Genomic DNA, 15531 nt, shown 5'->3' on the forward strand with positions numbered 1-15531 from the left:
AGCGCCCCAGCCACCTGAACGTGTGAAACGAGAAGGGCCACCGAAGTGGCCCTTCTGTCATTGTGCGCCCGGCTGGTCTGCCGCGATCGCGCCCTCACGGCGCGACATCAGGCTGTAGTAGAGCAGCGGGATCACCACCAGAGTAAGCAAGGTGGAGACCAGGATCCCGAAAATCAGGCTGATGGCCAGCCCGTTGAAGATGGGATCATCGAGGATGAACAGGGCCCCGATCATCGCCGCCAACGCGGTCAGCATAATGGGTTTGGCCCGCACCTGCGCCGCCGCAATCACTGCCTGCTCGAACACCACGCCACTCGCCCGCTGCTGTTCGATAAAGTCCACCAGCAGGATGCTGTTGCGTACGATGATCCCGGCGAGCGCGATCATCCCGATCATCGAGGTGGCGGTAAACTGGGCCCCCAGCAGGGCGTGGCCCGGCATCACCCCGATAAGGGTGAGCGGAATGGGGGCCATGATGATGAGCGGCACCAGATAGGAGCGGAACTGGGCCACCACCAGCAGGTAGATGAGGATCATCCCCACCCCGTAGGCTAGCCCCATGTCGCGGAAGGTCTCGTAGGTGATCTTCCACTCCCCGTCCCACAACAGCGCTACCTCTCCCAGCTTGTCGGGCTGCTGCACGTAATACTGGGGCAGATCGATATCGGCGCCAGCGCTAAACATGCCGTAGAGCGGGCTGTCGGTATGGCCGCCCATGTCGGCCACCACCATCACCATGGGGCGCATATTTTTGTGCATGATGTAGCCGGGAGCCACCTCATCGCGGCGGCTCACCAGCTCGGATACCCTGATGAGCTGGCCGCTCTGGTTGCGCACCTTGAGCGCCAGAACACCGGCCAGATCACGCTTGTCGCCGGGAGCCAGTTCGATGCGGATTGGCACCGGATACTTGGCGCCGTGCCCCTGCAGCCAGCTGGCATCCTGATAACCCACCCCGCCATTGAGGGTGTTCACCAGATCCCCGAGATCGACACCGAGCAGGGCCGCCTTGCTGCGATCCACCACCAGCCGCCACTTGGGCTGCGGGTCGGTCAGATAGATATCCACGTCCACCAGATCCGCCGTGGCCACAAAACGGGCCTGTACGGCGCGCACAGCCGCTTCGCGGGTGGCCTGAGTCGGGCCATACACTTCCGCGACGATGGGGGACCAGACCGGCGGACCGGGCGGCACCTCGACGACTTTCAGGTTGCCCCCCGCCGCGCTGGCGATAGCTTGCAGCGGTGCCCGCACCGACTGGGCAATCTGGTGGCTGCTGCGATGACGCTCATGCTTGTCCACCAGATTGACCTGAATATCCCCCACGTTGGCGCCGCTGCGGATAAAGTAGTGGCGCACCAGCCCGTTGAAGTTGATGGGTGCGGCGGTACCGGCGTAGACCTGGTAATCCTTCACCTCCTCCACGTTGGCAAGCTCTCGCCCGACCGCCAGCAGGGTGCGCTCGGTCTGCTCCAGGGTCGCCCCCTCCGGCATATCGAGCACCAGCTGGAATTCCGACTTGTTGTCGAAGGGAAGCATCTTGAGCACCACCCACTGCACCATGGGCATGACGGCGGCGCCCGCAACCAGCAGCAGGATGGCCAGCCAGAGTTTGCGTCTGGATTTCTTGGCACCGTCACCGATCAGGAAGGGGGTCATCAGCCGCTGGAAGAGGCCGGCCTTGGCCTCACCGTGGGCGACATGTCCCTCGCTCCTGAGCAGGTGGCTCGCTAGCCAGGGGGAGAAGATAAAGGCCACCAGCAGGGAGATGAGCATCCCCATGCTGGCATTGATGGGGATGGGGCTCATGTAAGGGCCCATCAGGCCGCTGACAAAGGCCATCGGCAGCAGGGCCGCGATGACGGTCAGGGTCGCCAGTATGGTCGGCCCGCCCACCTCGTCCACCGCCCCCGGAATGAGCTCCTTGAGGGAACCCTTGCCCAGCCCACGATGGCGGTGGATGTTCTCCACCACCACGATGGCGTCATCCACCAGAATGCCGATGGAGAAGATCAGCGCAAACAACGACACCCGGTTGAGGGTAAAACCCCAGGCCCAGCTGGCAAACAGGGTCAGCGCCAGGGTGATGACGATGGCAACCCCCACCACCAGCGCCTCGCGCCAGCCCATGCTCACCAGCACCAGCAGCACCACCGCCGTGGTGGCAAAAATCAGCTTGCCGATCAGGGTGTTGGATTTGGTCTCGGCGGTGACGCCGTAGTCACGGGTCACCGTCACCTCGACGCCAGCAGGGATGAGTCGATTCTTGAGGCTCTCGACCCGCGCCTCAACTCGTTTGGCCACCTCGACCGCGTTCTGGCCGGGCTGCTTGCCGATGGCCAGCGTCACCGCCGGATAACTGGCCTGCCCCAGCCCCATCCAGCTGCGCTGTACCGGGGTCTCCTCCCCGAGCGACACGCTCGCCACATCACCGAGATAGACCGGCTTGTCGCCCTGCAGCCCCACCACCAGCTCGCGGGCCTCCTGCTCACTTTGCAGGAACTGCCCCACCTGCACCTTGATCTCCCGGTTGTCTTGCTCGATGGCCTGTGTCGTGCCTACCTGATTGGCGGCGGCAAGCCGCTGGTTCAGCTCGCCCCAGCTGATGCCATGGGCGCTGAGAGCCGCCGGATCCGGCATCACCCGCAGCACGGCACGCTGGCTGCCCAGACTGTAGATATCGCGGGTGCCGGGCAGTCGCTTGAGTTCGGTCTCCAGCTCGTGGGCGACCCGGGTCAGTTCGGCGGCGCCCAGCTGTTTTTGCCACTCCTTGCTCCACAGGGTGAGGCTGACGATGGGGACATCGTCGATCCCTCTCGGTTTTACCAGTGGTTGCCCGACCCCGATCCCCTGTGGCAGCCAGTCGCGGTTGGAGTCGAGCTGGTTGTTGAGATCGACGATGGCCTGTTCGCGGCTCACCCCTACCTTGAACACCACTACCAGCAGGGCACCATCAGGGCGAGAGAAGGAGTAGAGGGTATCGCCCCCCTTGATTTGGGAGACCACCTGCTCGGCAGGGGTGGTGACGAGAGACTCCACCTCTGCCGGCGTGGCGCCCGGGAAGGGGATGTAGACATCGGCAAAGGTGACATCGATCTGCGGCTCCTCCTCCTTGGGGGTCACCAGCACCGCAAACAGACCGAGCAACAGCCCCACCAGCGCCAGCAGCGGGGTGATGGCCGAGCCCTGAAACAGCGCCGCCAGTCGGCCCGCTGGCCCCAGCTTGCCTTTGTTGCCGTCAATATCGTTACTCATGGGCCACCGCCTGCTGGCGAGCCCAGCCATCCGCCGCTACCTGATCGCCACTCTGGACGCCAGCCAGAATGTCGCACTGCGCCCCCTGACAGTGACCCACCCGCACCGGCGTCAGCGCCCAGCCATCCCCCTGTTTGAGGTAGAGACCGCTGAACTCCCCCTGCCTGAGCAGGGCCTGCTCCGGTACCTGCAACTGCTGGCGCTCACCCTGCTTGAGCTGCACCTTGAGCCACATGCCGGGCAATACCCCGGCGGTTTGCGGCGGCAGGTCGAGGCGCAGCCTGAAGGCGTGGCTCTGGCTGTCGGCATAGTTGAAGCGGGTCAGTTTGAGGGGGGTAACGGTGTTGCCATCGGGCAGCAGCACCTGCACATCCGCTGGCTGACTGGCGAGGGCGAGCGCAGATTGGGGCAGCTCTACCTCCACCCGCAGCGCATCAAGGGAGAAGCCGGAGAGCAGCGGGGTACCGGGAGCCACCGTCTCCCCCAGCTCCACCAGTCGCTTGGTCACCACTCCGGCGTAAGGGGCCAGAATGCGGGTATAGCCGTAGGCCTCGCGGGCCTGGGTGAGGGCAGCATCGGCGGCGTTCACCTCGGCGCGGGCGGCCCGGTCAGTCGCCTGGGCACTGTCGAGCTGGGCGCGGGTGATCACCCCTTTGGCGATCAGCGCCTGAAAGCGGGCAAGCTGGCGCTCTGCCTCCACCTGCTGGGCCTGCGCCCGCGCCAGTCGCGCCTGCGCCCCCGTGACGGCGGCAAACTGCTCCTTGCCGCTGATCTCGAGCAGGGGTTGCCCGGCGGCGACCTCATCGTTCACATCCACCAGCATGCGGGAGACCCGGCCGCTGGTCTGGGCCGCCACCGTCCCCTGATGGATGGCACTGACAGTGCCATCCAGGGTGAGCCAGTCGGTCACCTGAAGAGGGGCAAGGGTCAGGGTTGCATCACCATTCACCTCTGCAGACGATGTTATCGGAGAGACAAGAACGGAGACCACGGCCAGCATAGTGGCCCCCAGCACGCGGATCTGTTCCATGATATTTCTCCTTCCCCGACAGCAGGGGCAATCCGTTCAGACAGAGCGGGGGTGGCAGCGCTTCTCCCGCACCTTCACCCAAACCCGATCAACAAGCAAAATCCCGGCCACCATGGCGGCAACGAACAACAGTACCATGGGCTGGCCGCTGGAAATGAGACTCAAGCCTGGCCCCGGGCAGATCCCCGCCAGACCCCAGCCAATACCGAACAGGGCAGAGCCCCCGATGAGGCGGCGATCCAGTTTGGGAGCCGGCACGCTGGCCATGGGTTCCCCCAGCAAACTACGCTTGAGCGGTTTGACCTGCAGGAAGTAACCCGGCATGAACGCCAGCAATGCCCCGCCCATCACGAACGCCAGGCTGGGATCCCAGTGGCCCGCCAGGTCGAGAAACCCGATGACCCGGGCCGGATCTATCATGCCGGAGATGGCAAGACCCAGACCAAACAGCAGACCCGCGAGCAAACTTGTCAACAATGCCATGATGATCAACCTGTTATAAAAAATGGTGGGTGAGAAAGACGGTGATGAAGCCGGCCGCCATGAAGGTGAGAGTGGCGACGACGGAGCGCAGGGAGAGCCGCCCCATGCCGCAGATACCGTGGCCGCTGGTGCAGCCATTGCCAAGGCGGGTGCCGATGCCGACCAGCAGCCCGGCCAGCAACACCAGCGGCCAGCCGGGCAAGGTGCTGAATGCGGGCATGCTGGCCCAACCCAGGCTCAGCGCCAGCCAGGCGCCCGCCCCCAGTCCCAGCAAGAACAGCAGCCGCCAGGGCGCCCTGTGTTGCAGCGCACCGGCCAGAATGCCGCTGATCCCGGCAACGCGGCCGTTGAACAGCATCAGGATCAGGGCCGCGAGCCCCACCAGCATGCCACCGCCCAGAGAGAGCAACCATTGGCTTTCCATCATCGAGATTCCTTATGTTCTGAGGGACAAAAATGGGTTTGCAGCGCCGCCAGCACATCGACGGCGGCCTCGCTCACCAGCGAGTAGTAGATCTGCTGGGAGACCTTGCGCGAGCGGATAAGGCCCTGGCGCTTCAATACCGACAGTTGCTGGGAGAAGGCCGACTGGCCGAGCTGGCTGTGGGCCAGCAGCTCCCCGACCCCCTTCTCCCCCTCCACCAACTGGCAGAGCACCAGCAGCCGCTCGGGATGAGCCAACGCCTTGAGCAGGGAGGCGGCGGCTGTCGCGTGTCTGTTCATCTCGTCGAATTGGCTCATGGGAGTAAATTAGCAATTGCTGATATTTGGTTCTATTGTATAAAGTGACACTAAATTAGCAATATCTAAATTAACTAAGGAGAAGGTCATGACGGTAGATAACGGAGTCAGAGTCGTCGCGGGCTGCATGTTGCTGCTCTCGCTGCTGCTCACCACCTGGGTACACCCGGGCTTTGTCTGGCTGAGCGTCTTTGTCGGGGTCAATCTGATCCAGAGCGCCTTCACCGGTTTCTGTCCGGCCGCGATGCTCCTCAAGCGGCTGGGGCTGAAATAGCGTAACGAGTAACGATGGGGAAAGCAGAAGGTGGAACGAGAGCGGTGAGAGTGCTCACCGCGCTTTCAGCGTCCTGGTGGTAGCCAGCCGGCCCCGATTATTGACAAACTTGTATCTAAATGTTGCTGAAAGAGTGATGAGGCTTTACCTCACCGCTCTGGATGAGTACCATCAGGCCGTCAATCAACAGCGGAGACCATCAGTGGGCAACTCATCAAGTGACAGTTGTAGACCGACCCTCGTCGTCGGTACCCGGGTCGCGAGCTAGCCGCAGGTCTTCCTCTGCCGCATGCTCGCAGCCCTGCGAGAAGCGGAAATCCACTCCCCTCTTCTCTTTTTTACACTTGACGTCAGGTGACCTGGCTTTGCCATGACACCTTGCCTGCATAGTTTCTGCTTCCCACAAGGAGGCTGCTATGCGTTTTGTTTCAACTCTGTCCGTATCCAACCGGACTCACCCCCTGCTGAGCAGACTGGGCCGCGGCTTGCTGCCGCTCTGGCTGCGCGGCAAACGACGCCAGCACCACTACCGGCTGCAGATCCGTTGCGAGGATCGGGCCGACATGGAGCAGGTGCTGGATCTGGTGAACCACACCCTGCAACCGGCGGGCCTGCAACCCTTGCAGTCCCTGCGACCCGGTCGCAGCGGCGGGCGGGAGCTGGTGCTCAACCTGCACTGTACCCCGCCCCAGCGTCGCTATCTGGTGCAGTTCGTGCATCAGGTGGGGGTACATCACCCGGTTCGCTGGGAGCTGCATCCCCGCCGCGACCCCGAACTCGTGCTCAATTGATCGTGCACGACTGATATCCGGGGCCAGCCATGCTGGCCCCTTTCAATCCGTTTCACCGCCCTGCCCGCCATCCTGGATGGACGGGCCGGGCGCCTCGTGCGTGTTTCTCGTCAACTCATGGCCTGCACGCACGGGGCCGTTGGCGGGGGGTACCGTCCCCTCGCCCGCCTTCAGAAAGGCCATCTGCAACAGAAGGAGTACGCCATGAGAATGTGGCAGCAATTCGACATGATCTCTCTGCTCGACACCCTGGCCAGCCTGCTGCTGGCCTTCGTGCTGGGCAGCCTGGTGGGGCTGGAGCGCCAGTATCGCCAGCGCACCGCGGGCCTGCGCACCAACGTGCTGGTAGCGGTGGGCGCGGCCCTGTTCGTCAACCTGGCCCAGCGCATCTATGACCTGCACGGCGGCACCTATGGGGTGGTGCACGTGGTGGCCTACATCGTCTCCGGTATCGGCTTTCTCGGCGCCGGCGTCATCATGCGTGAATCCGGCAACATCCGCGGCATCAACACCGCTGCCACCCTGTGGGGCGTGGCGGCGGTTGGCGCTGCCAGCGGGGCCGGACTGGCCATGGAGGCGATCCTCGGCGCCCTGTTCGTGCTGGCCGCCAACACCCTGCTGCGCCCGCTGGTCAACCAGATCAACCGCCGTCCGGTGGACAACACCGACACCGAGGTGACCTACCGGGTCACCGCCCTCACCCAGCGCGAGTACCAGAAGGAGGTGCTGCACTGGCTGGAAGAGATGCTGGAGCAGGCCAACTACCCGTTGAGCGAGCTCGACATCGAGCCCTTCGGCGAGCGGGATCTGGAAATTTCGGCGGTGCTGCTGGCCACCTCCATCGATGGCGACGAGCTCGACGCCCTGATGGTGAAGCTCGGCATTCACCCCCACATCAAGCAGGTGTTCTGGCGCGCCAGTACCACCGACTGACACCAGACTCCGCCATTGAAAACGCAAAAGCCCCGCCACTGCCGGCGGGGCTTTTGCATTTCAGGATGCGGGGAGATCAGGCGACCCGGGCAGCCCGCTGACTGCGCCAGCGGATGCGCGGATTGATCACCTGGGCGGTCTGGGGCGGCGGGTTGCCCGCAATAAGCTTTTGCATTAGCTCGAAGGTCGCCCGCGCCAGGGCCGGACAATCCTGAGCCACCGAGTCGATGTGCATGGGGATGCAGTCGAGCAGGTCGTGATCATCGAAGGTACACAGCCGCATGCCCGTCTCCATCAGCCCCGCCTCGTTGAGGTAGCGCAGCACCCCCTCCAGCAGGGTGAAGGAGGCGGTGAAGAGCCCCTTGGGGGGCGCGCCGAGCTCGGCCACCAGCTCGGCCATCAACTGATAGCCCGAGCTTGGCTGGTAGTCGCGGTGGCGCACCCGGGTCGGGTCCGCCTCCAGCCCGGCGCGGTGCAGCCCAAGCTCATAGCCCGCCAGCCGGTGGCGGCTGGGGGAGAGATCCAGCAGGCCGCCGAAGTAGTAGATCTCCTCGCCGCACTGGCCGGCCATCTCCTGCACCAGCTCGGCGGTGGCCTTGCAGGCATCGGAGATCACCATGGGCAGGCGTGACTCGCCGATGTGACGGTCGAGCTGCACCACCGGCAGCCGGTCGTGAATGCGGGCATAGATATCGTCGCTGTGGCCGCTGGAGGCGACGATGAGACCGTCCACCTGGCGGCTGATGAGGTTGTCCACCACCCGCTGCTCCAGAGTGGGATCATCCTCGGAGCAGGCGATGAGCAGCTGGATCCCGACCTCCCGGCAGTGCACCTCGAGGGCACGGGCGATGCTGGCAAAGCCGAAGTTGGTGAGGTCGGGGATCACCAGCCCCCAGGTGTAACTGCGGGTCTCGCGCAAGGCGCGGGCATGAAAGCTCGGCTGGTAGTGGCACTCGTCCGCCACCGCCTGGATCCGCTTGCGGGTGTCATCGGCGATGCGGTACTCCGCACTCTTGCCGTTGAGCACCAGACTGGCGGTCGCCTTGGACACCCCCGCCAACTCGGCTATCTGGGCAATCGTGATCCGTTTCTTCTTCTCCACCTGGCCTCCCGGCAAACTGACACCGGGCTATTGTACTAGGCAGGCCGCCAGCGGCCAGTGATCGAGGCAAATTTTGCCGCCCGCGACCGGTTTGCCCGGCGCAAGTTGCGGCCCCGGTCCCGGGAAGTAGCGCGCCGACAGGGTATGGCGGCCGCCATCGACGAAACACTCGAGGCTGGAGCGATCGCACAAGACGGTGATGCCGCCGCCCTGCCAGGGGCAGCATCGCTCCTCCCACGCCCCGCTCTGCCAATTCAGACGGCGCAGCACCAGGCGCCCTGGCTGCCAGCACAGCTCGGCCACGGCGCCAAACCAGAGGCTCCCCTCGGCGCACAGCGCCAGATCGAGCCAGGCCGAGTCGATGGCCAGCCCCGGAAATTCGCCGAGCGTCCCCTCGAAGCGGGTCTGCTCCCCCTTCAGTGCCGCCAGCTCTGCCACCGGCCGCTGGCAGAGCCAGTCGCCTTGCCAGAACAGCTCCCGCGGGCAGCTCATCTGGTGCAGCCAGCCATAGGGGATGGTGGGCTGGCTCATCTCGTTCTCTTCCGGCAGTCCCAGCCAGCCGAACAAGAGGCGCCTCCCCTGGCTGTCCTGGGTGGTCTGGGGGGCATAGAACTCGAAGCCTCGGTCCAGCTCGTGGAAATCCCCGTGCGCGAAGTGCTCGCCGTCGAAGTCACCCGCCAGCCAGCCGCACTGGTAGAGGTTGCGATAATCCTCTCCCCGGGGGGCAATCCCCTGTGGGCAGCTGATCAGCACATGACGATCTGCCAGGGGGAAGAGGTCCGGACACTCCCACATATAGCCAAACTCATCGAGCCCTCCGCGCCCGCTGCCGGCGATGGGGCCCACCGGCGTCCAGGCATCCAGCGCGTCGCCGCGATAGAGCAGCACTTCACCCTTGTCATCCAGGGTGCGGGCCCCCAGCACCATCAGCCACTGCTGGCCGTCGTGCCACACCTTGGGGTCGCGCACATGGCCGCTGTAGCCTTCGGGCAGATCCAGCACGGGGCCCAGCTTGGCAAAGCCCCCCTCACCGTCGGCGCGGGCCAGACACTGATAGGCGGTGCGGCTGCCATCCGGGTATTTGACGTTGCCGGTATAGATGAGGGTCAGGCGCCCCTGCTCGTCGCTCACCGCCGAGCCCGAGTAGCAGCCGTGGCTCTCATAGGCCTCGGTTGGCAGCAGCGCCACCGGCTCGTGCTGCCAGTGCAGCAGATCGGTGGAGGTGACGTGCCCCCAGCCCTTGTTGCGGTGCTCGCAGCCGAGCGGATTCCACTGGTAGAAGAGGTGGTAGCGCCCGCCGTGCTCGATAAAGCCGTTGGGGTCGTTGAGCAGCCCCACCGGGGCTGCCAGGTGCCAGCGCGGCCGATGGGGATCGGCCGCCGCCTTGAGCTGTCCGGCCAGCAGCGACCGGACAATCTGGTTGAGCAGTGCAACGTCCTTCATCACTCCACCTTGTACTTGAGCAGGTAAGAGGCGACGAAAGCGGCGCCAAAGGCGATCACCAGCCCGATGATGTAGTGAATGAGGCTCATGGGCTGGACGATGGCCATGCCGGGAATACCGGTCAGCCCCACCGCCGTCATGCCCACCTTGGCCGCCACCACGTAGGCGCCGCCGCAGGCCCCGCCAAACAGACCGGCCAGGAAGGGCTTGATATAGCGCAGGTTGACGCCGAAGATGGCCGCTTCGGTGATACCGAGCAGGCAGGACATGGCAGCCGGCACCGTGATGGCCTTGATCTTCACATCCCGAGTCTTGAAGTAGACCGCGAGGCAAGCCCCGCCCTGCGCCACGTTGGCCATGGCCCAGATGGGCAGCAGGAAGTTGACGCCAATTTGCGGATTGGCCAGCAGCCCCGCCTCGATGGCGTGGAAGCTGTGGTGGATGCCGGTGATGACGATCAGCGAATAGGTGCCGCCAAATACCAGCCCCGCCAGCCAGCCCGCCTGCTCATAGAGGGCGCTCAAGCCGAACGAGATGCCATCCCCCAGCACCCGCCCGGCGGGGCCGATGAAGAGCAGCGCCACGAAGCCGGTGATGATGACGGTCAAAAACGGGGTGAGGATGAGATCGAGTGCATCGGGGATGCGCTTGCGCAGCTGCTTCTCCAGGTGAGACATGAACCAGACCGCCAACAGCACTGGGAAGACGGTGCCCTGGTAGCCGATCATCGCCACGTCCAGCCCGAAGAAGTCCATGGTCTTGAAGCCACCGGCGACCCCCCAGGCGTTGGTCAGCGCCGGGTGGGTGAGGATGCCGCCGAGGGTCGCCCCGAGGTACGGATTGCCGCCAAATTCCCGCGCCGCCGTAAAGCCGATCAGGATCGGCAAAATGATAAAGGCCGCCGAGCTGAACATGTCGAGCATCACAAACAGGGCGCTGTCGGCATTGACCCAGCCGTAGGTGCGCACCATGCCGAGTAGCCCCATCAGCAGGCCCGAGGCGACGATGGCCGGAATGATCGGCACGAAGATGTTGGAGAGGGTTCGCGCCAGCCGCTGGGCCACGTTGAGTTTGGCCGCCGCCATGTCGGTCAGCTCCGCCTTGCTGGCGGCGCCGGTACCGGTCAGCGCCACGAACTCCGCATAGACCTTGTTGACCAGGCCGGTGCCGAAGATCACCTGGATCTGGCCCGCGTTGCTGAAGCACCCCTTGACTCCCTCCAGCTTGTCGATGGCGGCCTTGTTCACCTTGCTGTCGTCCGCCAGCACCAGCCGCAGCCGGGTGGCGCAGTGAGCGGCGCTGACGATGTTCTCCCTGCCCCCGAGCAGGGGCACCAGATCCTTGGCTATCGCACTGATATTCATATTCTTCCTCTTATGACCCGCCGCGCTGGCGGGCCCTTGTCACATGAGAGTAGGGGCTGTCGAGCCGGGCTTCTAGCCGCGGATCAACAGCCGCTTGCGCCTGATCGCAAAAAGGCATCCAGTTCGGTGCGGGTCGGTAGTGCCGTCATCGCCCCCTTGGCGGTGGTGGCGAGCGCCCCACAGCCGTGGGCCTGAGCCAGGATGGCAGGCAGCTCGGCCAGCGTCGGCAGCGACGAACGCCCAGCCAGGGCCGCCAGCAGACCAGCGACGAAGGCGTCCCCCGCCCCCGTGGTGTCGAGCGGGGTCACTTTCGGCCCCACCCACTCCAGCAACTCGCCACCCAGACGGGCCACCACACCGGCCGCCCCCCGGGTCACCAGCACCAGGGCCGGCCCCGCTATGGTGGCGAGCCCCGCGGCCAGATCGTCCAGGCCACTCAGCAGTTGCAGCTCCTCCACCGAGAGCTTGACCACATCCGCGAGGGCCATGGCCTCGCGCACCACGGGCAGCATCTCGGCCGAATTGCCCCACACCTCGGGCCTCAGGTTCGGGTCGAAGCAGACCCGCCCCCCGGCCGCCTTGATGGTCGCCATGGCCTGCAGGCAACTGCTGCGCACCGGCTCGTTGGCGAGCGCAATGGAGCAGGTGAGCAGCCACTGACCTGCCTCGAAGCGGGGCAAGTCAGCCGGTTCGAGGAACTGGTCGGCACTGGGGCGCACCATGAAGGTGAAGCTGCGCTCCCCCTCTTCATCCAGTTCCACCAGCACGGTCGAGGTGTTATGGGCCGGATCCTGGTTCAGGTGGCGAATGTCGACACCCTCCCTTTTCAGGGTCCCGGCCATAAAGCGGCCAAAGGGATCGGCGCCGACCCGGCCGATAAAGGCCGCCTCACCACCAAGCCGCGCCACGCCAACCGCCACATTGGCGGGCGCGCCACCCGGACACTGGAGGTAGTGCCTCTCCCCTTCCGGGATCAAGTCCACCACTGCATCCCCCATTACCCACACACGATTCGTCACCTTGCTACTCCACTGCTGCATCGGATCGACTGCCAAACCCGGACTCTGTTCTGTTGGCTGGCATTATCAGCTAAACCGTTTTAGCCAACCAACAGATCCCGGCACCGGCTGCCATTTTTGTGATCGGGATAACGAACTAGAACCAGGTTTCCATCTGCACGCCAAAGTTCCACTCACCGCCGGCGGTGAAGTTGCTCTGGCCCATGGCATCGTTGCTGGCGTAGTGGTCGAGCTCGGAGGACCAGTCCATCCAGGTGGCGAACACCCGCAGCTCGGGCCGCTCGAAGAAACCGGCGGTCTGCGCCTTGAAGGTGGGGGCGAAGGTGAGCTTGGTAAAGTCGCCGCTCACCGCCTGGCGACCCTTGTAGCCTTTGGGATCCAGATCCATGTACTGCCAGGTGGCCTCGTAGACCAGCTCGACGTTCTGGCTCAGCACCTGGGCCAGCCGGCCATTGAGGGTCACCCAGCGGTATTCGTCCCCCTTCACGTAGCGATCCTTGCTCTGCTCGGCCAGCAGGGCCGGGGCGATACGCCAGCGCGGAGCGAGATCGGTGGCGCCAAACACGGCAACCCGCACCGCATCGGCGTCCGGCAGCAGCTCGCTGTCGGAGCCCAGCCCCTTGAGCTCGGCCCCCAGGCCATGGCCATACAGCACCGCCGCCTTGGAGAAGCCGGGGTTGATGCCAAAGAAGCTGTCGGCGTGGTAGGCCAGCAGGGTGTGCGCCCCCTTGTTCGCCGCTTCACTGCCCGCGCCGCCATCGTTGATGCGGGTCTCGTTGTCCTTGGCGGAGAGGCCGTTCACCATCCACTGCCAGTTGCCAACGCGGTTGTTCATGGTGAGGATGTAGCTCTCGATATCGGAGAGGCCGCTGGCGCTGATGTCGCCGTAGTCGCGCCCGTAGAGAGAGAAGTTGGCCTTCCAGCTGTCGGCCAGCTGCACGTCGTAGACGCCACCGCCGGTACCGGCCAGGAACACCACGTCCGAGTCGAGCCAGTGGATGTCGAAGTTGTCCCGGTCAAAGCGCTTGCCCGCCCACAGCACCGCATTCTTGAAGGGGCCGTCGAAGCTCGCCAGATTGCCGATCTCGGCAAACACCTGACGAGTGTTGAGGCTCGAATCGCTGGCGGTCCAGTCGTTGCTGGTCTCCACCCCGTCCGCCAGCATCAGCTTGTAGCGGGCCCAGCTGCCATCGGCGAAGGTCTGGGTCTTCAGCAGATTGGCCTCCATGTAGGTGTCATCCTCGTTGCCAAGGCGACCCACGGCGCCTCCCACCGAGCCGGCCGGGGTGATATAGGGGCCGCCGCGGCCCCCGTTGCCATTGCCGTTGACCAAGAGGCCCGAGCGGGCATAGCCGTGGAACTCGAAGCCCTGGGCCCCGGCGGTCTGCTTGTCCACCTTCTCGCTCTGGGCCTTGGCCACCACGGCCGTCTCGCGGGCTTCGTTTGCCTTGCTCTGGGCCTCATCGGCCCGAGCTTCGGCGGCGGTGGCGCGCGCCTCGGCTGCCTGCACCCGCGCCTCCAGCGCCGCCAGACGGGCCTCGATACCGCCATCCGCCGCCCACAGCGGGCTGCTCATCCCCAATCCCAGCGCTACCGCCAGCGCCAACTTGTTCTTGCACATCGTCATCGTCCTCACCTGTCATCTGTTGCCCGGTCGGGCCTGTTGTTATCGACGACGAGAGCATAGCTAAACCAATTTAGCTAACTCAATACGCCAGCTAAACCGTTTCAGCTGCAATGTGAGCGGGGTAACATTCGTACAGCAGGAATTGGCGGAAGTTGTGAGGAAGATCCCTCATCGGGATCCACTCAATAAGCGGGGATCTTGCTAAAACAGAGGCAAAAAAAGAGCCGGCGCAGGGCCGGCTCCTTATATCTGGGTCGCGAAAATCAGCTGGTCAGATCGTCGAAGAAGCGTTTCACCCCTTCGAAGAAGCCTTCCGATTTCGGCTTGTGGGTCTTGGCAGCGGCGCCGCTGAAGGACTCGTCCAGCTGGCGCAGCAGCTCTTTCTGGGACTCGGTCAGCTTGACCGGGGTCTCCACCACCACCTTGCACATCAGATCCCCCACCTGGCCGGAGCGCACTGACTTAACGCCCTTGCCCCGCATGCGGAACATCTTGCCGGTCTGGGTCTCCGGGGTGACCTTGAGCTTGACCCGGCCATCCAGGGTCGGCACTTCGATCTCGCCGCCCAGGGCTGCCGCAGTAAAGCTGATGGGTACTTCACAGTAAAGGTTGTTGCCGTCACGCACGAAGATTTCGTGCTCCTTGACGTGTACCTGTACGTACAGATCGCCCGCCGGTGCACCGGCTTCCCCCGCTTCCCCTTCGCCGGAGAGACGGATGCGATCGCCGGTGTCGACACCAGCCGGGATCTTGACCGACAGGGTCTTGGTCTTCTGGTAGCGACCCTCGCCATGACACTTGCGGCACGGATCCTTGATGATCTTGCCGCGACCATGGCAGTGCGGACAGGCCTGCTGCACCGCGAAGAAGCCCTGACGCATCTGCACCTGGCCGGAGCCGTGGCAGGTCGGGCAGGTCTGGGCCGAGCTGCCGGTGTGGGCACCGGAGCCGTTACAGACTTCACAGTGGACCAGGGTCGGCACCTTGATCTCCTTGGAGACCCCGCGTACCGCCTCTTCCAGCGTCAGCTCCATGGTGTAGCGCAGGTCGGAGCCACGGGCCGGGCCACGACGGCCGCCGCCACGGCTGCCACCAAAAATATCGCCAAACACGTCGCCGAAGATGTCGCCGAAATCGGCGCCGCCGCCAAAGCCGCCGTGGCCACCGCCACCCTGGCTCTGATCCACACCGGCGTGACCGTACTGGTCATAGCGGGCACGCAGATTGGCATCGGTCAGGATCTCGTAGGCTTCCTTGACCTCTTTGAACTTCTCTTCGGCCCCGGCATCACCCTGGTTGCGGTCAGGGTGATACTTCATGGCCAGACGCTTGTACGCCTTCTTGATCTCGCGTTCGTCGGCATCCTTGGATACCCCGAGCACTTCGTAGAAATCGCGCTTCGACATACTCATCCTGTTGCTATATCAGCAGTTACGCAGACGGGCGTTGGTCACCCAACGCCCGTAAAT

Annotated in this window: 14 protein-coding genes; 3 read left to right on the plus strand and 11 right to left on the minus strand. The window is 64.4% G+C overall.

The features are described 5' to 3' along the window. Positions 1 to 57 precede the first annotated feature (57 nt). The 5 genes from E5E97_RS20210 to E5E97_RS20230 are packed head-to-tail and all read right to left on the minus strand — an operon-like array spanning position 58 to position 5509. Entirely contained in the window at positions 58 to 3255 is a 3198-nt protein-coding gene (locus tag E5E97_RS20210) for an efflux RND transporter permease subunit (protein WP_171280913.1), read from the minus strand. After that, positions 3248 to 4285 carry an efflux RND transporter periplasmic adaptor subunit gene (locus tag E5E97_RS20215; RefSeq protein WP_171280914.1) on the minus strand — a complete coding sequence of 346 codons (1038 nt, stop codon included), beginning with the start codon at positions 4283 to 4285 and terminating at the stop codon, positions 3248 to 3250. The genes E5E97_RS20210 and E5E97_RS20215 overlap by 8 nt, the downstream gene beginning before the upstream one ends. A 36-nt stretch (positions 4286 to 4321) precedes the next feature. Continuing rightward, entirely contained in the window at positions 4322 to 4768 is a 447-nt protein-coding gene (locus E5E97_RS20220; RefSeq protein WP_171280915.1) for a YeeE/YedE family protein, read from the minus strand. A gap of 13 nt (positions 4769 to 4781) precedes the next feature. Beyond that, positions 4782 to 5195 carry a YeeE/YedE family protein gene (locus E5E97_RS20225; protein ID WP_171280916.1) on the minus strand — a complete coding sequence of 138 codons (414 nt, stop codon included), beginning with the start codon at positions 5193 to 5195 and terminating at the stop codon, positions 4782 to 4784. Beyond that, positions 5192 to 5509, minus strand: a complete 318-nt coding sequence (locus E5E97_RS20230) for a helix-turn-helix transcriptional regulator (protein WP_171280917.1) — start codon at positions 5507 to 5509, stop codon at positions 5192 to 5194. Before E5E97_RS20230 ends, E5E97_RS20225 begins: the two co-directional genes overlap by 4 nt. Positions 5510 to 5597: 88 nt before the next feature. Here E5E97_RS20230 and E5E97_RS20235 point away from each other — a divergent pair, with 88 nt between their 5' ends. From E5E97_RS20235 to E5E97_RS20245, 3 genes are all read left to right on the plus strand, one after another. After that, a complete protein-coding gene (locus tag E5E97_RS20235; RefSeq protein WP_045789347.1) occupies positions 5598 to 5783 on the plus strand; it encodes a DUF2892 domain-containing protein in 186 nt (61 codons plus the stop codon). 416 nt (positions 5784 to 6199) lie between these two features. Then, positions 6200 to 6574 (plus strand): hypothetical protein, encoded by a 375-nt coding sequence (locus E5E97_RS20240; RefSeq protein WP_017410711.1) that lies wholly within the window; start codon positions 6200 to 6202, stop codon positions 6572 to 6574. 204 nt (positions 6575 to 6778) lie between these two features. Next, positions 6779 to 7507: an MgtC/SapB family protein gene (locus E5E97_RS20245; RefSeq protein ID WP_024945078.1), complete on the plus strand. Its 729-nt coding sequence runs from the start codon at positions 6779 to 6781 to the stop codon at positions 7505 to 7507. Between the two features lie 76 nt (positions 7508 to 7583). Here E5E97_RS20245 and E5E97_RS20250 read toward each other — a convergent pair whose 3' ends face one another. The 6 genes from E5E97_RS20250 to dnaJ form a co-directional block, all read right to left on the minus strand. Then, complete coding sequence (locus E5E97_RS20250) at positions 7584 to 8609, minus strand: LacI family DNA-binding transcriptional regulator (protein WP_171280918.1); 1026 nt, start codon at positions 8607 to 8609, stop codon at positions 7584 to 7586. Positions 8610 to 8636: 27 nt separating this feature from the next. Beyond that, positions 8637 to 10052, minus strand: a complete 1416-nt coding sequence (locus E5E97_RS20255; RefSeq protein WP_171280919.1) for a sucrose-6-phosphate hydrolase — start codon at positions 10050 to 10052, stop codon at positions 8637 to 8639. Then, a complete protein-coding gene (locus tag E5E97_RS20260; RefSeq protein ID WP_171280920.1) occupies positions 10052 to 11416 on the minus strand; it encodes a sucrose-specific PTS transporter subunit IIBC in 1365 nt (454 codons plus the stop codon). Before E5E97_RS20260 ends, E5E97_RS20255 begins: the two co-directional genes overlap by 1 nt. Before the next feature lie 83 nt (positions 11417 to 11499). Beyond that, positions 11500 to 12456: an aminoimidazole riboside kinase gene (locus E5E97_RS20265; protein WP_171281251.1), complete on the minus strand. Its 957-nt coding sequence runs from the start codon at positions 12454 to 12456 to the stop codon at positions 11500 to 11502. A 115-nt stretch (positions 12457 to 12571) separates the two neighbouring features. Next, entirely contained in the window at positions 12572 to 14062 is a 1491-nt protein-coding gene (locus E5E97_RS20270; protein ID WP_139388930.1) for a carbohydrate porin, read from the minus strand. 263 nt (positions 14063 to 14325) lie between these two features. Then, positions 14326 to 15468: a molecular chaperone DnaJ gene (gene dnaJ / locus E5E97_RS20275; protein ID WP_011706780.1), complete on the minus strand. Its 1143-nt coding sequence runs from the start codon at positions 15466 to 15468 to the stop codon at positions 14326 to 14328. Positions 15469 to 15531 lie beyond the last annotated feature (63 nt).

The organism is Aeromonas sp. 2692-1, from assembly GCF_013085505.1.
Taxonomy (GTDB): Bacteria; Pseudomonadota; Gammaproteobacteria; order Enterobacterales; family Aeromonadaceae; genus Aeromonas; species Aeromonas hydrophila.

Coding starts and splice junctions, on each gene's coding strand:
- E5E97_RS20265 (WP_171281251.1), bottom strand. CDS start 12,456: ATGCAGCAGTGGAGTAGCAAGGTGACGAATCGTGTGTGGGTAATGGGG.
- E5E97_RS20260 (WP_171280920.1), bottom strand. CDS start 11,416: ATGAATATCAGTGCGATAGCCAAGGATCTGGTGCCCCTGCTCGGGGGC.
- E5E97_RS20270 (WP_139388930.1), bottom strand. CDS start 14,062: ATGACGATGTGCAAGAACAAGTTGGCGCTGGCGGTAGCGCTGGGATTG.
- E5E97_RS20235 (WP_045789347.1), top strand. CDS start 5,598: ATGACGGTAGATAACGGAGTCAGAGTCGTCGCGGGCTGCATGTTGCTG.
- E5E97_RS20210 (WP_171280913.1), bottom strand. CDS start 3,255: ATGAGTAACGATATTGACGGCAACAAAGGCAAGCTGGGGCCAGCGGGC.
- E5E97_RS20220 (WP_171280915.1), bottom strand. CDS start 4,768: ATGGCATTGTTGACAAGTTTGCTCGCGGGTCTGCTGTTTGGTCTGGGT.
- dnaJ (WP_011706780.1), bottom strand. CDS start 15,468: ATGTCGAAGCGCGATTTCTACGAAGTGCTCGGGGTATCCAAGGATGCC.
- E5E97_RS20255 (WP_171280919.1), bottom strand. CDS start 10,052: ATGAAGGACGTTGCACTGCTCAACCAGATTGTCCGGTCGCTGCTGGCC.
- E5E97_RS20245 (WP_024945078.1), top strand. CDS start 6,779: ATGAGAATGTGGCAGCAATTCGACATGATCTCTCTGCTCGACACCCTG.
- E5E97_RS20230 (WP_171280917.1), bottom strand. CDS start 5,509: ATGAGCCAATTCGACGAGATGAACAGACACGCGACAGCCGCCGCCTCC.
- E5E97_RS20225 (WP_171280916.1), bottom strand. CDS start 5,195: ATGATGGAAAGCCAATGGTTGCTCTCTCTGGGCGGTGGCATGCTGGTG.
- E5E97_RS20215 (WP_171280914.1), bottom strand. CDS start 4,285: ATGGAACAGATCCGCGTGCTGGGGGCCACTATGCTGGCCGTGGTCTCC.
- E5E97_RS20240 (WP_017410711.1), top strand. CDS start 6,200: ATGCGTTTTGTTTCAACTCTGTCCGTATCCAACCGGACTCACCCCCTG.